The sequence below is a fragment of the Deinococcus sp. QL22 genome (assembly GCF_023370075.1).
Classification (GTDB): Bacteria; Deinococcota; Deinococci; order Deinococcales; family Deinococcaceae; genus Deinococcus.
Window position 1 is genome coordinate 2,201,713 of the sequence record NZ_CP097149.1, and the last position, 17,482, is coordinate 2,219,194.

Below are 17,482 nucleotides of genomic sequence, written 5' to 3' on the forward strand. Positions count from 1 at the left end.
GCTGATCGGCGGGTTTGTGTTAGCTATGTTCTGGGCACGGCTCGACAAACTCCACGTCCAACCAATACTCGGCCTCGTCTTCCTCCACGTCGCCGCCGTCGGCCATCAGTTCCTGCTAGGCAGCCCAGGTTTCAGCCTGCACCTCCGGAGGCACTCCAAGAAGTTGGTCAGCTCCTTACACTGGGTTCACCCCACGCCCTCCTCTGAGAAACTCCAGCCTGAGCAGTAAGTGGTATTCAGTCAGTCCGCGAGTTCGCCCAGGGTGAAGCTGTATACATCCATGGGCTGAGGCTGAGTTCCCTGACCTAAAGGACGTTGCGCACTGGTGAGCCTCAACAAAGAAGACCCTCAGGCACCGCCTGAGGGTCTTCAGGGGCCGACAACACCGTGTCATCGGCCTGTTGAGAGGATTAGGGAACGACGGTGGTGGATTCGGCCTTGAAGTTGGTCTGGGCCTGGCCACTGCTTTCGGCGGTGTTGTTCCAGCGGAAGGTTTCCTGGTACTGGCGGGCGGCAGTTCCGGCGGGGGCCGTGACCTGCGTACGCACAAACACCACGCCGCCGGGCGCGACACGGAAGGCTGGGTTCAGCGTGATGGTCTGCTGGCCCACACCCGTTTCGGCACTCACGGTGTACTGGCCTGCCCCGGCGCCCACGGTCAAGCGGGTGCTGGTGCCGTTGAGGTAGTCGGTGATGATCGCTCCGGTCTGAGGATCACGGGTCGGCGTGGGGTCGTAGTAGACCTGAGAATCGGTGAAGTTGAAGATGCCCGGGGTCTGCTGAACAGGATCGATGGCACCGAAGTTGTAAATGAAGACGTTGTTGAGCGCACCTTCGTTGGAGCCCGGCTCGACGCTGGCGGCGCTCGCCAGGATCGTGCCGACCGTGTCGCCCGCACGAATGGGGTCAACCGTGTCCGTGAGCTGGGTCTGCTCGGAGATGAACGACGTGACGGTCACGCAGGCCTGAGCCTGACCGGTGCCGCCGTTGGTGCTGGTGAAGCTGCCAGTGTCACAGTAGCTGCCGCGAGGCGTGCCAGCGGCAACACTGCTCGTCAGGGTCAGCGTCAGCACCTGACCGGGGCCCAAGTTCACAGTGGCGGGCACGGTGCTGACCGTGCGGGTCGCGGCGTCAAAGGTCACGCTGCCGGCCTGCGCGGTGCCCGTGACGGTGTAGCTGCCGCTGCCGTAGTTCATGAACACGTTGTTCAGGTTGCCCAGCAAGTCCTTGACGGCCACGGCGGTGGCCGTGGCCGAGCCGGAGTTGGTCACCGAGATGACGCTCTGATAGCTGCTGCCGGGCGTCAGCTGGTTGAGGGCAGGCTGGCCTGCGATCTGGTTGTTGACCTTGGTGATCGCCAGGAGCGGCGAGGCGACCTTGAAGCAGGGAATGCCCGACGCGCCGGTGACGGCCACGCCGTTGTTGCTGGTGGCCGTGAAGGTGCCCTGGTCGCAGTAGTCGCCGTCGACGGTGCCGCTGGCAGCGAAGGTAAAGGTTTGGGTGGCTCCGGCGGCCAGAGTAAATGCTCCTGTGGTAAAGCCGTCGTCACCAGCCTTGGTCACGGCTACGGCCTGAGGCGCGGCGGTGACAGCGCCCTGAATGGCGTAGTTGGCAGCAACCGTAGCGTTGGCCAGCGAGTCGGTAACGACCACGTTGGTGGCGGGTGCATTGCCGTTGTTGCTGACCGTGATGCGGGCCACGACGGGCACGTTCGGGCCGACGACGACGCCGCTGGCGATCGGCGTAAAGGCGCCGGCGGTATCCAGGGTGCCCAGCGTCTTGCTGATGCCGAGGTTGGGAGCCGTGACCGTCAGGCAGGCCTGATCGGACAGGGCGGGAGTCACGGTGCCGAACGCGCCGTTGTTGTAGCTGACGATGGTGGCAACGTCACAGTAGACGCCGACGGCGCTGGCCTGAGCCGGCAACGTAAAGGTGCGGCTGGCTCCGGCAGCAAGGTCGAAGGTGGCGTCAAAGCCGTCGGTGGCGTTGGCGGTGGTTCCGGCAGGGGCCGTGACACTGTAGGCCGCGGCGTCGCCAGACTTCAGCACGTCACTGAGGCGGATGGCGGTGGCGGGGCCTGCGCCGGTGTTGCTGACCGTGACTGTGAAGTCGCGGGACTGATTGATGCCGGCCTGGTTGTCTTTGGGGGCCTTCACGATGGTCAGGCGGGCACTGGGGGCGAACGTCTTGTTCAGGAAGCGCTTGGTGACTTCGGTGCCGTTGACGTAAGCGATGGCGCGAATACGGGCCGTAGCGGTGGTGGTCACGGCGGGGTCGTGGTTCAGGGCCGTCCAGGTAAAGCCGTTGGTGTCGGGCGTATTGACGCCGGTCACGTTGTACAGCGGGTACTCGGTGCTGCTGGGAAAGCGCACGTTGTTGCCGGTCGCGCTGTTGGTGTAGGTGTTGGCGCTCAGGGCGTTGTCGTTGATGTCCTGCCCGGTCACCGGGGAACCAGAGGCCTGGCCACCGTCATCGGCGGCGGCGAAACGCACGCTGCCGGTCTGCTCCAGAATGTCCCAGCGCACGTTGGCACCGACAATGGGGTACACGTTGCCGTCAGCGGCCTTGTAACCCACGTAGCCACCTGCCACGTTCTGACTCAGCAAGGGGGCGACTTCGTCCATCTCGCCAGCGGTCGGGGCAGCGGGGTCGGTGATGCCGCCGACTTTGGTGGCATCAATGCCGCCCGTTTCATTTTCAAGCCAGGAGTAGAAGACAAATTTGGTGCCTGCGTTGTTCAGGTCGTCTTTGGTGATAGCGACCATTTTGCCGTTGGCGTCCATGTAGAACGCGCCGCTGACGGTGTTGGCCCGCAGGGTGGGGTAGGCCAGATTGGTGGTGCCACCCGCGGTGACGGTCAAGTTCTGAGTCTCAGGAATAAAGCCGTCTTTGCTGTAGGTCGCCGTGTAGTTGCCCGGCGTCAGGTTGCTGTAGTTGCCTGGAGCCACGATCACACCGGCACTGTCGCGGATGGTCAGGGTGTAGCCATTGGGGTTGGCCGGGAGAGAGACCATGCCGACAGTGACGGCGGGAGGATTCACGACGGGCGTGTTGCCACCACAAGAGGCGAGCAGGAGCACACTGGTTAATGCGGCCATACCTAGTTTGACATTCATGTTCATAAGAGCCTCCAAGAAATCATCAACAAAGCCGCTCAAAGTGCATTGACTTTGAGGATAAACAACTTACCTAGCGACCTAGGAAGCTTTGTTGCGTGCCTTGATTTAGACACATAAATTCCTCAGGCGATATCCTCCACTAAATGAAGAAACGTCAAGAAAGCGAGAAAGTGGCTCTTTCTGATGTTGACCTGACGTAAGAATTAAATATGAAAGTTTGCTCCTTCATGTATGGAGTTTTAATGAAAAATTGGCTTTCATGTGTAAGAGAGTTGTAAGAGGAATTGGTGTAGACGCCGGGTGAGGCTGCATGAAGAAGCTTCCTGCGTACCAGCCAAAGCAGGGGTGGGATGGCGTGCAGATTAACTGCGAGGCTGTCGGGTCTGATGAAGCTGAGCGGGTGCTGAAGCCACCAAGCGGGCCTCCACCAGCCTCAATTGACTGTTCAATTCAGCCAGCGCAATGAGAGCCTCCCGGTGAGCACGGCTGTTGCCGCCTGTCGCCAAGACGTCCGCCAAACGATCCTCCGCCCGCTTCACCTGGTGTTGCAGATCCGCCTTAACCCGTTCAAGTTCTAGCGAATCAATAGGGAGGTGCATCGCCCAGGCCTGCCACGCCGCGCCGTTCATCGCGTACCACGTGCCAGCGGAGGGATGCTTAAAGGTGTGAGAAATCTCATGCGTTCCAGCGTAAGAGTTGGAAGCTGACCTTAGACACTGATCTTCCTGAAGAGCAGCCCAATGAAGAAACCCCTACCCACAGCCGAAGCGGGGGCGGTTTCGCCTGAGTTGTCCGGCACCGACGTAGAGAAAGAGGCGCTTGAAGGCCATCTCGATCAGCATCCGCGCCGATGACTGGTCTCTCCTCCAGTACACTTTGCCCACGCTTCGCCGGGAGCCTGTCTCCCCACCAGCCACGGCGCCCCGCTCTGAGAAGGGCGGGTTTTTGGTGGCAGACGTTTTCCAAAGAAATCAGCACGTCAAGTTGTGACAGTCTCGTCAATGCTGGATTTCTAGAGTAAAGCCATGACACTTCAAGTCGGTGATGTCGTCCCCCCATTCGTCGCTAGCCAAGACACTGGCGAGCTGTACACGGCTGCGCCAGGTCGCTGGCGGGTGTTTTACTTCTTTCCGAAGACCACCACCACACACTGCCAGTTGCAGGCCCGCCGGTATCAGGCCCTGTATCCCGAGTTCGAGGCGATGGGCATCGATATTGTGGGGATCAACGGCGACCCACGCAAAGAACAGGTGGAGTTCCGCAATCTCTGCAAGTTGAGTTATCCCTTGATTGATGACAGTTCTCAGAACTTGACCCAGTTATTCGGTGTCATGGATGAGCCTTGGCCGGGTGAGGACATTCGTAGACCGCGCCGAGAGACATTTCTCGTGAACCCTCTGGGCGTCATTGTGCAGTACTGGACTGAGGTCAACCCTGGTTTGGATGCCGAGACCGTCTTAAAGGCGTCCCGCGAGTGGCGCGCCTGAATACCGCAATCCTTGAGACCCCTTCTGTCCTTCGTTCCTCCCACGCTGAGGCAGGAGTTGTGTGCCCTGTGAGACAGGAGCGGAGCCCTGCCCCCCATGATTGGGGAGTTCTTTTTGGCAAGAGAAAAGCCCTCGCCCACGCATCAGCGCAGAGGAGGGCCATGTTCTGTTGGGGTTACCCGCTTTTACCACCAGTCTTGTCGGGCTGAGGAGCAGGCTTCGGAGTCGGTGCTGGTTTGTCTTTCGGCATGATTCAGCGTGCGCCTGATCCCGTTTCAGGATTCTGACAACGCCTCACGTGCCTGATCCTTCAGCCGCGGCGCCCCCGCCCTACTCGGCGGGTTTTGACTGGCAATACAACACCTACGCCAAGGCGGACCGTCCGGTGGCTGCGCTCTGGCCGTGGTGGGTGGCCCCTCCTGTCCTTCAAGGACTTTGAACGATCCAGCTCAAAGCGTCTGTGACGCGTCACCGTGAGCACCGTCTCAAGCTTCAGACCTCACGCCAAGCATAAGGTCACAGGAAAGGTGCTGTACCCAAGATCCACCGCGCTGGACAGTATCTTGGCCAGGTGTCCAGCCATCCTGTCGGGTCAGCTCTCTCCTTCAGTGACCGCTTGCAAGCGGTCACTGAAGCCCTGGCCGCCCACACCCCAGAAGACCTGTTGGGAATGTTCCTGACCCCCGCCCTGGAGGGGTTAGGCGCCATTGCCAGCGCGGCCCTCCTGGTGGACGACACGGGCCAGCGTCTGCGGCTCGCCGCCGCCCAAGGCTTCGAGGCCGGAGCCCAGACGATTTGGCAAGACGCTTCGCTGGACGAGCACATGCCTGCCGGAGACGCCTTAGCGCGGCAGAAACCGCTGTTCTTTGAGCACCAAGGCGCCCTGTTGCAGGCCTATCCCGACCTCGAAGAGCGCACGGGTGGCGTAGCCGCCGTTGCCACGGCCGTCCTGCCCATGATGCTAGAGGGCCGGCCCCTGGGTGCCTTGATTCTGGACTTCCAGGAACCGCATCAGTTCACCCAGGCCGAAATCGCCTTTCTGCGCACTCTGGCGGCCCAGTGCGCCGTGGCTCTAGAACGGGCGCAACTCCAGCAACATCTGGAAGCGCGGGTGGCCGCACGCACCGCTGAACTCGAAGAGGAACGTGCTGCCTTGGACGCCTTTGTCGCGTACAAGGAGTCGGTGGGCACCGAGAGCGACGTGCGGGTTCTGGCCCATCAAGCGGTGCGGGTGGTGCATGCCAACCTCCAACATGTCAGCGCCGCCTACTATGAATTGGAAGATGGCCTGTGGAAGGCGCGGGTCTGGTCGGAGGACATGCCGCCCGAGATCGCTGAGGAAATTCAGGCGGGTGTACCCGAAGATGCGCCGGACTTCAGCGAGGCCGCACGTTCCCGCGCGCCTGTCTTTGTGGACGGCTGGGATGCCGAAGCCAACGGCTTGCCCGGCACCACGGCTTACGGCGCGGTGGCCTTTTTGCCTCTGATCATCAATGGCAAAACGCACAGCCTCTTCGCGGTGGGTATCCGTGAGGCCCGGGCCTGGCTCGAGCGCGAGAAAGCGCTGGCACGCGCGGTGGCGCGTGGGTTGACCATCACGTTGGAGCGCACCGAGGCCACGCGGCAACTGCAAGTTCAAAACGCAGAACTCGACATCCGCACCCGGGCGCTGGAGGGGTTTGCCGAACTGACCCGTGACCTGGCTCTGGAAGATGACGCAGTAACTCTGGTCGGCCGCGCACAGGAACTGGTGGTGTCACTGCTTCCGGGCAGCGTCAGCACCTACTACGAACCCGACGGTGAGACCTGGAGACTGCTGTCGCATCGGGGCGAGTTCCAGAATCCCGCGTTGCTGCGCGCCTTAGGACGCGGATTGCCGCGTGGTAGCACCCTCAACGTGGATCAGGCGTTTGAGACCCGTCAGCCCTACTACCAGGATCAGCACGATCCCAACAGCGTAGCCGCCGCCCGTGAGGAGATCCGGGTCATTCGGGCCAGTGTGGCCTTTCCGGTCTTTGACGGAGATACGCCGCGTGGGGTGATGGCCGTCGGTCTTCACCAAGCCCACCGGTGGACGTCCGTTGAAGGCGTCCTGTTGGACACCATTTTGCGGAGCCTGGCCCTGGCCCTTGAGAGGGCGAAACAGACCTGGGCATTACAGCAGCGAACCGCTGAACTTGTCCAAGCCAACGAGGAGCTGCGGCGCAGCAATAGAGAGCTGGAACAGTTTGCGTACATTGCGTCTCACGATCTGCAAGCGCCGATCCGGGCCGTCACGAGTTTTGCCGGAGCCATCAATAAGCGGTACGGGGACAAGCTCGATGAACGCGGCAGACTGTACCTGCAGCAGATCGTGGAGGGTGGGGAGCACATGAAGCGCCTAGTGGATGACCTGCTGACCTTTTCACGGGTGCATACCCAGCAAGGGAAGCTCGTGCCCGTGGATGCACAGACCGTCTTTGACACGGTGGCCAGGCGTCTCCACACCCCTGAGGCGACCCTCATCCGGAGCGCGCTGCCCGTGGTGCAGGCGGATGCTCAACAACTGGATCAACTGCTCCAAAACCTGATCAGCAACGGGCTGAAATACCGCCGGGAAGGCGTCGTGCCTGAGGTGCAGGTGTCTGCCGAGCGGGAAGGGGCGTTCTGGCGCTTTGCGGTGTCGGACAACGGCATTGGGATTGAGGCGCAGTATTACGAGCGGATCTTCGAGATCTTCCAGCGGCTGCACGGGCGGGAGAGCTACGAGGGCACGGGGATTGGGCTGGCCGTGTGCAAGAAGATCGTCGAGCGTCACGGGGGGCAGCTTTGGCTGGAGAGTACCCCAGGGCAGGGTTCCACCTTCTTCTTCACCTTCCCTGAAGCTCTGGCCACACCGGGCCAACTCGGCGCATGAGGACACGCGAGCACCAGACTGAAACGCGATGGGAAGGGGTCTTGAGCATCCAACTGAACCTCGCTTGACCCAGACAACAAAGGCCCCCGCTCTCCAGTCGAAGCTGGAGCGGGGGCTTGCTTTTGCTCGAACAAGACGACTCAACACACCCTTTTGAACCTAATCGCTGAGCCTCACGGCGGAGGTCACCTCAATCGGCGTGGGCCAATTCAATAACCGGTTTTTCGTCCAGAACGCCACCAAGCTCTCAATCTGCTGAATGAAGTCCGCAAAATCAACCGCCTTCACCACATACGAACTGGCAAACAACGAATAAGCCTTTGACACATCTTCCGGCGCCACCGACGTCGTCAGCATCACCACCGGAATAAGTTTGAGTCGTTCATCGGCCTTCATCGCTTTGAGCACGTCAAAGCCGTTCATGTGCGGCATGTTGATGTCCAGCAACAGCACATCGGGGCAGATTGAGTCTGGCGGCCGCATGGCGTCTAGGACCGCTTTGCCGCTTTGATAGGTCGTGATCGTGACGCGCTCGCTGAAGGCAGCAAAAACCTCTTCAGCCAAGACGAGATCCGAAATATTGTCGTCAACGACAAAGATTTGAAGCAAGCGGGTCATACAGATCTCATTAGGTTCAGTCTCTCCTGTGCTCAGAGAGTCCACAGGTCTTTCACTCCCTTCTCTGCTAACGGTGAAGACGAAGCACCCCAACAGCCGTTCACCTGCGCTACGGTTGAGTTAGACATGACGATGCGACAGGTCGACCGTGTGTGTCGCCTATTGGCCCTGACCATCTATGACGTCAGACAACATCCCACGCCGGAAGGGGAAGCGGAGGTGGCCCATCTTCGACGCAGGTTGATTGACTTAGGCGTAGCCGTGAATGTCGGGCGGGTTTCGGCGGTGCAGGCCGCCCCTCTCTGGTTGGCTTTAGAGCAGGACATTTTACGCTGTCGGGCGCAGGTTCATTCCAGTCGTCGCGTCTCTTCGGGTTAGGATTCAGCTTGCCTTGGCGTGCAGCACCGAAGAAAACCTCTTGGGTCGCCCGCGTGTGTTGACTCCGCGCCGCGTTTCATACCTTTATGATCCGTCGTCTTCCGTGGCCGCGTTTTCGGGGGCGTGATCGACGCTTGCCAGAGGTTCGAGGCCTTGCTCGGCTTGCTGTTGGTAGAACAGTTCCAACTCGCGTTGGAGAACCTCAGAACGTTCGAGCAATTCTTGAGCGGTGCGCAACACCTCTTCTCCAGTCATAGGTTCACCCGCTCTGTTGCTTCTTGTTGGCGCCGGTATGCTCGCCAATGGTGTTCAGCTCGCACTGCCTTTCGCTCGAATTCCTGTGAAGCGAAGTCGATGAGGCGTTGATACAGAGAGGCGTGCTGGGTCTGAGCTCGCTGGACATATTGGTACAGGTCTTCGTCGGAGTAAGTGAGATGGAGCCGTTCCACAGTGTAGTTCAGCACTCCCAGACACCTACTCCGTGCTGTTCTGTCAAAGGCCGAGTTTATGTATGATCAATTACCAAATTGAGTAGAAGCCCGCGCTGGGGCGGGCAGAGGGGCGGAATGAGCGTCTCTTCTGTTTCTTTCTATCGGCTCGGTAGAGCAGTGTCACTGACAGCAGCACGGTACTGACGAGCAAGCCGAGCACCGTCCACTGCACGGCGTCACCGCTCACCCCCTCTACCAGCCGCTCCACTTGCTCTTTGATCACGTCGCAAGTTCATAACGTTTCGTCTATGCGTCTGAGTTGCACGCACCCCCCCTCTCCCCTCCATTGCGCGGGGCGCAGCGGCGCCTCACACTGTTTGTGTGAGAAACAAATTAAGCCTGCTGATCGCCGCCGCCCTGCTGATGGGCTCTTCCGCCCTCGCTACAGATTTCGTGACCGAGTCCAACCTCACGGGCTTCCAGTTGCCCAAAGGTGCACTTGAACTCACGGATGATGACTTCGCCCCTGAAATGGTCGAACTGCTCGACAGCACGGCAGCAGAGCTGGGCGGCGTCTGTAAGTTCCACGAACTGCTGTTCTGGGAAGGCAAGCCTGCAGCGATCACAGCAGCCCTGAACGCGAAGATCCCGAAAGACTTCAAGTTCAAGGAGATGGAGCTCGGTGAACTTGAGGACGGCAGCAGCTACCAGCAGTTCGTGATGACCACTCCCAAAGTCTGGTACGCCGGCGTCTGGTTCCCAGGTGAAGCCGACGCCATTCTGGCCTGGTGCAGCGTCGTTAAAAAGTAGGCCCCCCATTCGCAGGAGCCGCAGAGGTGCTCATCTGCGGCTCCTGCATTGCTGTCCATCAGGTTGTGTTGCCTGAGTTGTGCCGGGGTAGGCTGACCGTCCGTGAGCGACGCCAAGCCCCACCGCCACCGATTCAGGGTGAGCATCATTGAGTACGCCATTTGGTTGTACCACCGTTGTTTGTACTCCGTCGCCTGAGCCTCGCCACAGAGTGAGAGGCCGGGTTCATCGGTGGGTTCAACCGATTTAAGCGACAGAAATTAATGTGCTTCTGGGAACATTGAGCCAACTCAACGGACGACCAGTCACTCATTTGTCCGAGTTGAGCTTGAGGTAACGCCGTTCCAGCTGACGTTAGGAGGAGAGCTCCATCATCGGAGTACAGGGAGCGTCGAGCAGGTCAGCGAGTTCGACAGGCGTTAGATCACGCAAGTGCACTGGCTGAGAGCAACTGTCAAATCACGACGTCTGTGGCGGTACTCTGAAGTCCATCTCATGCTGGTGCGCTGGAGTGTGCTTATGAAAGAAATCGAGCGGCCTCGACAACAAGCCACAGGAGACTTGCCGACAACGATCGGTGCTCCAGCTCGGCGAGGGCTGGCTGCTGCCGAAATCACTCACCTTGAACACCTCACTCAACACAGTGAAGCGGAGGTGCTTGGCCTGCATGGCTTGGGTGTCAAGGCCTTGGGCATTCTTCGACAAGCTTTGGAAGATCAAGGACTGGCTTTCGCTCCGGACAACCCCACACCCTAAATCACCCACAGCCGAAGCTGGTGTTTCTTTGCCCGCGAATACAAAAAGCTTTCGCCCACGCATCAGCGCAGGAGAGGGCTTGTCAATTGATTCGGTTTGCTCTCTCCCGTCCACGCATTGAAGGGACTGGGTCTCCTCAACCGCCACAGCGCCTTAACGTCTGGAAGGGAGTTGCAACCCTCTTTGCTCGCTCCTGAAAAGCCTGCCGCTTAGCTTTCTATCCAGCTTGTACTGAATGGCAGACTTCAACGCCGTTTGATTGAGACTGCGGCCGATCTCCTAAGTCCTCTGTATCTGCCCCTCATATGGGCAGACCCCTCACCCGACAAACTCTGGGCATGTCAGCTTCTCGCAAAACCCTCCTCCTCACCAGCGTCTTCCTTGTGGCGGGCCCTCTTCAACACGCGGAGGCGACAGCCTTTGAAAAGGCCAAGTTTGTGTTCCATTTGGGCGCGGCCTACTACGCTTTCAATACTTGGGTCTGGAAACCGTACCGCCGATATGAGTTCCAGGTCGGCGCCGCCAACCAGCGAATCAACATCATTAAAGCAGGCGGAGCCTTGCTGTTTGCTGCATTTCAAGTCAATGCCGCGATCAAGATGACGCGCAACACCCAGGATCCCTTCCTCACCAAGATCGGGGGACTCCTGCCGAACTTCAGCAAATCGCTGACAGCCGTAGGCAATACGCTGAAGACCGGGCAATTCGATGAGCAAGGGATACAGAAACTGAACCAGAGCACGGTGACGCTGCTCGACACCGCTCAATCACAGGGACAGGTGATTCGTCCCGTCGCTGTGCCTGTTCCTGGATTTTAAATTCGGCACACGCCGTAGACACAAAGTGTGACAGGTAAGAAAGCCCCGCCCCAACCCGATGAAGGCAAGGGCGAGGCTTTATGGATGAGGTGATTAGGTCGCGGGGCTCGGATAAATCTTCACTTCGGGTTGGGGCTTCGGCGGTGGGGGTGGCTTGGGTGGTGGGGACATGATTCAGCGTGCGCCCGATCCTGTGACAGGATTCTGACAACCCTTCACCTGTCTGGGACTCCAGCAGCATCCAGCTCCGGTCCACTTTTTGCACGCTTCGGCAGGAGCATGTTTCTCCAACTGCCACAACGCCCCGCTCTGAGAAGGGCGGGGGTTTTGTTTCAGGCCTGTTGGCGGCTTTCCTTCCAGAGCGCCCAGCCCTCTTGGATGACTTGCCCGATCCCACACACCATGACGATGGTGACGCCTCCCCAAGCAGCGACCCAGCCCCAATCTTGTCGAGTCATCGAATGCACAAGTTCGGTACTCAAAATCCAAACGAGCCACAGGAACAATGGGCAAGTGGCCAGCACAAAGACGATCAGTGCCCGGCTGAATTTGAGGCTCATCCTTTCCCTTGCCATGGAGTACAAGCTAGCCCAAGTCACTGCGCGATAAGGAAAGAAATGCCCGCGCTAAAGCGGGCGGAGATGGATCATCGTTTCTTTTGTTCCATCCTGGCAGCCCGGTAGAGCAGCGTCACTGACAGCAGCACGGTACTGACAAGCAAGCCGAGCACCGTCCATTGCACGGCGTCACTGCTCATGCCTGCTCCAAGGGTTCCAGTTCCGCTTTAAGCGTGTCAGTACGGCAGTCCAGCGGCGCACGCAGAGCAGCAAGCTTACGCCCCGCTCTCACCCGCCTTTACCGCCACTGGTGTCTGGCTCAGGTACCGGGGGCGGCGGGGTTGGCTTTTCTTTTGGCATGATCCAGCGTGCATCTGAACCTCTTTCCAGATCCTGACAACCAACATCTCCCTATTGCTGCCGTGTTATAGCGTCGCTTTAGCGGTGTTCTGGGCACGGCTCCACAAATTCCACGTCCAGCCAGAACGCGGCATCATCTTCCAGCACGTCCCCTTCCTCATCACCCATCAATTCTTGCCACACGTTCCAAGTCTCGCTTTGTACCCCAGGATGACAGCCAAGATAATCGGCCAGTTCGAGGCGCAGAGTCGGGTCTGGCCCGTCATGCGTCAACCCCCGATCTTGGCGGTAGGCGGCGTCGAGCAGGTCAGCGAGTTCGACAGGCGTCAGATCACGCGGATGTATGGCATAGGCTGAGGGTAAAACAAAAAACGCCCCCGCCTGCCAGCCGAAGCTGAGGCGAGGGCCTTTCGCCGGAGTAGACCGGGAGTGAGGGGAACAGACGCTTAAAGGCCGTCTCGATCAGCTGCAGCGCCCCGCTCTGAGAAGGGCGGGTTTTTGTTGCGTGCTCAGCAGTGTTCTGAGCGGTTCCACGAACTCCACGTCCAGCCAGTATTCGTCCACGTCATCTCAGCGGGAAGCATGACTGCTCTTAGCGCTAACGAATGACTTTGGACGCGGAAACGAACGTCATAACACCCTGAGATGGTAAGCGCTGTGATTTACCCCGGAAACTGCGCCGGGACACCAGATCGAACTCCACGGCCTGATACGGAGTTCCGCCAGTGGCCGCAGTCGGTGTGGCGCTGAATGTAGAGGTACCCATCATCCCAATACGGAAGGCGGCAACCTCAAGGTAATCCCCCACGAGGCGGCGGCTGATCACCAGATCACACCGTGTGGCGCGAATCAACGCACGCTGAGTGTTATTCGCAGTGTCTGTCGCCACGCGCAACCACTCCGAGACAATCGCCCCGGTGAGGTTCGCACGCGGAACAGTGACGTACGCGACCTGCGACACCACGCACCCCGGCACCTTGATCGTAAGGGTCAGGGATTGCACACCGCCCAGAATGCCTGTCCACAACGGAACATCCAGCGAGTCTGAAATCACGTGCGTCTGCCGCACATCATCCGCAACCAGCGCCGCGACGCTCTGCAGATCTTCAATCCGGGCGGCCTGATTGACGGTGACGTCTGTGACCTGCTGTGAGGAGGTCATCAACTGAAAAGCAGCGAGGCTGATCACGGTGGCAACGGCCATAGCGATCAGCACTTCCAAGAGCGTGAAGCCTGTAGTGGGGGAATTCATGGCCGCCCCAGATTCAGTGCTGTGACGTACGCGGCCTGCGCTCCGGCCTTCTTGTACCGCACAATTATTTTCACGAGCGGCGCGGCAGTGGTGGTGGCTGACCCGGCATACAGGGGGGCGTTGGTACTCACCGTAATCCCGCAGGTATCTAGGCCCGTGGTGATGTCGGTTGTGCACACCTGCAGTTCGTGGGTGTACTTGGTCACTACAGGCACGGACGGAAGGTTGCTGACGTTCCCGAAAGTCGCAGGGGTACTCCACAGGTTGCTGACGCGTTCGAGGTACGCCGCTGATGCCTGTGAGGTGTCCAACTGGCGTCGCGAGAGGCCGTTGACCTGCAACCCCGACACGAGGGCGGTGCTGGCAATCACGACGATGCCGAGAATGGCGATGGAGACCAGCACCTCAATGATGGTGAACCCGTCACGTCGCATCATTCAAGACTCACCATCCCAAGGGGCCCGCGCACCATCAGCGTGCGCTCACGCGATCCATGCGAGAACTTTAGGGAGAAGTCGTTGCTCAGGCGACCGAAGGGCGCATTGAGCGTGAACTGTGCGGGACAGGGCGAAGTCTGGCACTTCAGCACGGGGGGCTTCATAAACGCGACTTGACGCAGCAGCACCGCGCCGCGCTTCACCTGCATGGTGTTGCCGGAGATGATGACGGTAGCGTTGGTGTTGTGACGCCTGACCTGGGCCACGGCGTACCGGAAACTGCCTGCGGCCTCCTGAGCTTCCTGCTGCATCTGCAAGGAACGCTGATACCCCATCAGTGAGGGGGCCATGATGGCCGCGAAAATGCCGATGATTGCGAGAACCACCAGAATCTCAATCAGGGTAAATCCTTGCTGACGTACTTTCACTGTCCGACCTCCTGCCAGTTCTCACCGTTCACGAGCATGTCAAGGCGGCGGTAGGTTAGCACCTGATCAATGTACATAGTCTTGACAGCCGCCATGATGCTCGCGTCATAGCACAGTTTAGGGTTTTTCTTCAGTCCGTCTTCAATTTGGGTATCCGCACAGTCAATATTGAAGTTCCCTGTACCCCGCAGGTCAAGTCCACCCTGCCCGTTGTCGATGATGACCGACCCGGCGAAACCGACGTTGGACGCGACCTTCACGTTGGTATTGTTGTCACCAAGTACGTACAGCAGACCACGGAAGGAGGCCTTTGTAGGAAGGTCAATATCGATGCTGCTCTTCCCACGGGCGTCGACAATGATCATCTGCGGATTCGGGCACTCGCGCAAGTTGACCATGCTGCTGCTGAGCTTAAGCCACTGCGTAGGCGGTGTGCACACAGCGGTGCCAGTCGTGTTGTACATGCCGGGGTACGCTTGGTTGAGCAGTTGGAAGCGCGCTTCAAGGTCTGCTTTGGACATCCCGGCCACAAGGTTGAACAAACCGTTGGAGGAAAGGGTGTAACGCTCGCAGGCGTAAATGGTGCACGCTGAGGAGACGTTGCTGCTGACGTTGCTGAAACTGGAGTCAGGCGGAATGAGCAGGGCAGGGACGTCAGCGCGTTCCTGCATCTCAATGTTCCCTGAGGCATTGAAGGTGCGGCGAGTACCTGACCCGTTGCTCAGCCGGATGAAGTCGCTAATTACCGTGAGCTTGACTTCGCCAGTCTGACGGTTGATAGATTCAACCATGTAGCGTTCCTCACTGGTAGACCCTGCGGCGACCTGTGTGGGGCGCACCATCTTGCCGACCTCAAACGCCTGCGGCACGGTGCCAACGTACTTCAGGGTGTAACGATCAGGGTCTGTGGCGGACTTCGTACATGCGTTGGCACCCGCTAAAGAGGGAGGGCAGGTGAAATTGTGACGGATGAGGGAGACCGCGTTGTCCCCCGCGACGGGCGCTGCGCCGTTGATGCTGGAGTTGCCCGTCACCGTCAGGGCTGCTGGGGCATTGCCGACCATGGGGTGCAGGGGGTCAGTCTCGCTCAGGAGTTTGATGGCAAAGGAGGTCTGAATGCGCCGGGTGCTGCCGTCCGCAGGCCCGTAGCCCTGCGCGGTCAGCACCAGCATGGTCTGAGTGCCATTCAGGGCGGTACCGCTCTGAACCTGGTAGCGTCCCGCGCCCGCAGTCTGACCGGACATGGTGCCGAGCTGAGTCACGAGCCACTGCGCAGCAAGTTGATCGTTGACGATATTGGCGGGAAGACGCTGGCCCATCAGACCCCGGATGTTTCGGGCGGCACGTTCTACACCAGATTGCGCCTGGTAGAATGCCTGGGATTTCTGTGCTTCATTGCGAGTGGAACGCATGGCCCCCATGGAAACCTGCGTGGTGATCAGCACCATGATCATGATGACGGCACTCAACATCATGACGGTGATCAGCACGTAACCTTCTGTACGCCTATGGTTCATCCAAACATTGTGCGCTTTAAGCGTCAAATCGCGCAGACACCCGATTGACTGCCCCCGATTGGGGGCATCACGGCCACAATCGTGAAGCTGCTGTTGTGCCCGTTCTTCAAGGTATTAGTCTTGGCCTTGCCGACCACGAGGTCACCAGTGCGGAAACTGGCGAGGGCCATGTCAAAGCATAGGCAAGTTTACGCCATTTGTCCTGAAGACTGACGGCTCAGTCGTCCGGAACTTTCGGGCCATCAGTGCAGCCTCTGGGGCAGGCAAATGGACCGCACTATCGAAGCGAGCGGCCTAGATCACACGGAAATCGCCCACCGCTTGGGTATCAGGCGCTCTGTAGTTGCACATATGGTGGATCTCTTTTTCTGGGGACACAACTTGAGTACGGTACGCCGCTTAGCCAGGGAGTTGGAGCTTGAGGTAGAACTGAAATTACAGGTTCCGGCTCCAAAGTGAAAAAGCGCCCCCGCCTGCCAGCCGAAGCTGAGGCGGGGGCAAGCTGTGGATGGGGGCCACCCAACTGCGGAAGAGCGCCACCCTACCTGTGCTGCCCCTGAGTGTGGACGCCGCCACTCAAAGCGTCAGTAAGGTCTGAACAAGCTGTTGATACCCCGCGAGCTCCCGAGGTTTCTCGAGATACGCCACCGCGCCGTGCTGGAGCACCGCTTGCACTTCTGCGGGATGGGCGTGACTGCTCCAGCAGACCACCCGGACTGGGGCTGGCGCGTGCAGCCGCAATTGCGTCAAAATCTCCAAACCCGTCTGTCCGGGCAAATGCAAATCCAAGACCACGATGTGTGGGGGCTCCAGGGATTGGCAAGAGGCGACACCACTGGCCCCGTCCGAGACCGCCTGCACCTCAACGTCAGGTGCATAGTCTTCAAAGGCGAGGCCCAAGAGCAGCGCGTCTTCCACACAGTCCTCAATGATCAACACCCGGTGGACTGCAGGAGCGGTCACAAGTCCCACTCCCAGGTGTTGATCGACATATGGTTCAGCTTAGCGGGCGCAGCTCACTGCAGCACTTCATACAGAGATCATCTCTGGCCAAGCGATGAAGCGGGGTTAAGTCCAGAAATCAATGAAGGTCTCGATTTTTTCGACGCAGCGCACCACCCTGCGGGCTGTGCTTAGGCTGGAGTGGGACGGTAAGGCAAGTGGGTACGGCTCCAGAAGAGGATAAAGGTCTCGATTTGCTCCAGAAACGTATGAAACTCCGGTGATTTGAGCAGGTAGGCACTGGCGTGGAGGGTATAGGCCTGGGTGACATCTTCAGGCGCGGGTGAGGTGCTGAACATCACCACCGGCACGACCCGCAGTTTCGGATCGGCTTTCAGGGTCGCGAGCACCTCAAAGCCGCTCATCCCCGGCATATTGATATCCAGCAGGATGACGTCCGGCAAGGCGGCGTTGGGGCCTTGGAAGCGGGTCAGGGCCTCCAGGCCACTCGGGGCAGTGGTCAGCGTGCAGAGCAACTCATCCGTGAGCGCGAAGGCTTCTTCGGCGAGCAGTCGTTCGGCAGGACTGTCGTCGATCAATAAGACCCGGAGCGCCCGGGTCATGGGGAGCGCTGCCTGTGCAGCGGGGCGGGCTGAGAAACCATAGGGCATTCACT

At 59.4% G+C, this 17,482-nt stretch carries 19 protein-coding genes; 7 read left to right on the forward strand and 12 right to left on the reverse strand.

Features of this window, described 5'->3' with window-relative positions; genetic code table 11:
- Positions 1 to 410: 410 nt before the first annotated feature.
- Positions 411 to 3,116 (reverse strand): DUF11 domain-containing protein, encoded by a 2,706-nt coding sequence (locus M1R55_RS11025; RefSeq protein ID WP_249391812.1) that lies wholly within the window; start codon positions 3,114 to 3,116, stop codon positions 411 to 413.
- Positions 3,117 to 4,144: 1,028 nt separating this feature from the next.
- Between M1R55_RS11025 and M1R55_RS11030 the strand changes: the two genes are divergently transcribed.
- Both M1R55_RS11030 and M1R55_RS11035 read left to right on the forward strand, forming a co-directional pair.
- The gene (locus M1R55_RS11030) at positions 4,145 to 4,606 is read left to right on the forward strand and encodes a peroxiredoxin (RefSeq protein ID WP_249391813.1); all 462 of its coding nucleotides are present in this window, start codon (positions 4,145 to 4,147) and stop codon (positions 4,604 to 4,606) included.
- Between the two features lie 571 nt (positions 4,607 to 5,177).
- Positions 5,178 to 7,502 (forward strand): GAF domain-containing protein, encoded by a 2,325-nt coding sequence (locus M1R55_RS11035; RefSeq protein WP_249391814.1) that lies wholly within the window; start codon positions 5,178 to 5,180, stop codon positions 7,500 to 7,502.
- 159 nt (positions 7,503 to 7,661) lie between these two features.
- On the opposite strand, the gene M1R55_RS11040 is transcribed toward M1R55_RS11035, so the two are convergent.
- The gene (locus M1R55_RS11040; RefSeq protein ID WP_249391815.1) at positions 7,662 to 8,120 is read right to left on the reverse strand and encodes a response regulator; all 459 of its coding nucleotides are present in this window, start codon (positions 8,118 to 8,120) and stop codon (positions 7,662 to 7,664) included.
- A 126-nt stretch (positions 8,121 to 8,246) separates the two neighbouring features.
- Here M1R55_RS11040 and M1R55_RS11045 point away from each other — a divergent pair, with 126 nt between their 5' ends.
- Positions 8,247 to 8,498 carry a hypothetical protein gene (locus tag M1R55_RS11045; protein WP_249391816.1) on the forward strand — a complete coding sequence of 84 codons (252 nt, stop codon included), beginning with the start codon at positions 8,247 to 8,249 and terminating at the stop codon, positions 8,496 to 8,498.
- Positions 8,499 to 8,582: 84 nt separating this feature from the next.
- On the opposite strand, the gene M1R55_RS11050 is transcribed toward M1R55_RS11045, so the two are convergent.
- Together M1R55_RS11050 and M1R55_RS11055 are read right to left on the reverse strand one after the other, a co-directional pair.
- Positions 8,583 to 8,738 carry a hypothetical protein gene (locus tag M1R55_RS11050; RefSeq protein ID WP_249391817.1) on the reverse strand — a complete coding sequence of 52 codons (156 nt, stop codon included), beginning with the start codon at positions 8,736 to 8,738 and terminating at the stop codon, positions 8,583 to 8,585.
- 279 nt (positions 8,739 to 9,017) lie between these two features.
- On the reverse strand, positions 9,018 to 9,212 hold the full coding sequence (locus tag M1R55_RS11055) for a hypothetical protein (protein ID WP_249391818.1): 195 nt from the start codon (positions 9,210 to 9,212) through the stop codon (positions 9,018 to 9,020).
- A 98-nt stretch (positions 9,213 to 9,310) separates the two neighbouring features.
- Between M1R55_RS11055 and M1R55_RS11060 the strand changes: the two genes are divergently transcribed.
- The 3 genes from M1R55_RS11060 (at position 9,311) to M1R55_RS11070 (ending at position 11,313) form a co-directional block, all read left to right on the forward strand.
- Entirely contained in the window at positions 9,311 to 9,739 is a 429-nt protein-coding gene (locus M1R55_RS11060) for a hypothetical protein (protein ID WP_249391819.1), read from the forward strand.
- Positions 9,740 to 10,234: 495 nt separating this feature from the next.
- Positions 10,235 to 10,495, forward strand: coding sequence for a DNA-binding protein (locus M1R55_RS11065; protein WP_249391820.1), 261 nt, complete (start codon positions 10,235 to 10,237; stop codon positions 10,493 to 10,495).
- 338 nt (positions 10,496 to 10,833) lie between these two features.
- Positions 10,834 to 11,313 (forward strand): hypothetical protein, encoded by a 480-nt coding sequence (locus tag M1R55_RS11070; RefSeq protein WP_249391821.1) that lies wholly within the window; start codon positions 10,834 to 10,836, stop codon positions 11,311 to 11,313.
- 332 nt (positions 11,314 to 11,645) lie between these two features.
- On the opposite strand, the gene M1R55_RS11075 is transcribed toward M1R55_RS11070, so the two are convergent.
- Positions 11,646 to 11,873 (reverse strand): hypothetical protein, encoded by a 228-nt coding sequence (locus M1R55_RS11075; RefSeq protein ID WP_249391822.1) that lies wholly within the window; start codon positions 11,871 to 11,873, stop codon positions 11,646 to 11,648.
- A 567-nt stretch (positions 11,874 to 12,440) separates the two neighbouring features.
- On the opposite strand from M1R55_RS11075, the gene M1R55_RS11080 reads away from it, so the two are divergent.
- Positions 12,441 to 12,587 carry a hypothetical protein gene (locus M1R55_RS11080; protein ID WP_249391823.1) on the forward strand — a complete coding sequence of 49 codons (147 nt, stop codon included), beginning with the start codon at positions 12,441 to 12,443 and terminating at the stop codon, positions 12,585 to 12,587.
- Positions 12,588 to 12,828: 241 nt separating this feature from the next.
- Here the strand turns inward: M1R55_RS11080 and M1R55_RS11085 are convergent, their stop codons facing one another.
- The 7 genes from M1R55_RS11085 to M1R55_RS11115 form a co-directional block, all read right to left on the reverse strand.
- Entirely contained in the window at positions 12,829 to 13,482 is a 654-nt protein-coding gene (locus tag M1R55_RS11085; protein WP_249391824.1) for a type II secretion system protein J, read from the reverse strand.
- Positions 13,479 to 13,919: a type II secretion system protein J gene (locus tag M1R55_RS11090; RefSeq protein ID WP_249391825.1), complete on the reverse strand. Its 441-nt coding sequence runs from the start codon at positions 13,917 to 13,919 to the stop codon at positions 13,479 to 13,481. Before M1R55_RS11090 ends, M1R55_RS11085 begins: the two co-directional genes overlap by 4 nt.
- The gene (locus tag M1R55_RS11095) at positions 13,916 to 14,347 is read right to left on the reverse strand and encodes a type II secretion system protein (RefSeq protein WP_249391826.1); all 432 of its coding nucleotides are present in this window, start codon (positions 14,345 to 14,347) and stop codon (positions 13,916 to 13,918) included. The genes M1R55_RS11090 and M1R55_RS11095 overlap by 4 nt, the downstream gene beginning before the upstream one ends.
- A complete protein-coding gene (locus M1R55_RS11100) occupies positions 14,344 to 15,864 on the reverse strand; it encodes a PilX N-terminal domain-containing pilus assembly protein (RefSeq protein WP_249391827.1) in 1,521 nt (506 codons plus the stop codon). The genes M1R55_RS11095 and M1R55_RS11100 overlap by 4 nt, the downstream gene beginning before the upstream one ends.
- 23 nt (positions 15,865 to 15,887) lie before the next feature.
- Entirely contained in the window at positions 15,888 to 16,034 is a 147-nt protein-coding gene (locus M1R55_RS11105) for a hypothetical protein (RefSeq protein WP_249391828.1), read from the reverse strand.
- 406 nt (positions 16,035 to 16,440) lie between these two features.
- Complete coding sequence (locus M1R55_RS11110) at positions 16,441 to 16,827, reverse strand: response regulator (RefSeq protein ID WP_249391829.1); 387 nt, start codon at positions 16,825 to 16,827, stop codon at positions 16,441 to 16,443.
- A 170-nt stretch (positions 16,828 to 16,997) separates the two neighbouring features.
- Positions 16,998 to 17,429, reverse strand: a complete 432-nt coding sequence (locus tag M1R55_RS11115) for a response regulator (RefSeq protein ID WP_249391830.1) — start codon at positions 17,427 to 17,429, stop codon at positions 16,998 to 17,000.
- Positions 17,430 to 17,482 lie beyond the last annotated feature (53 nt).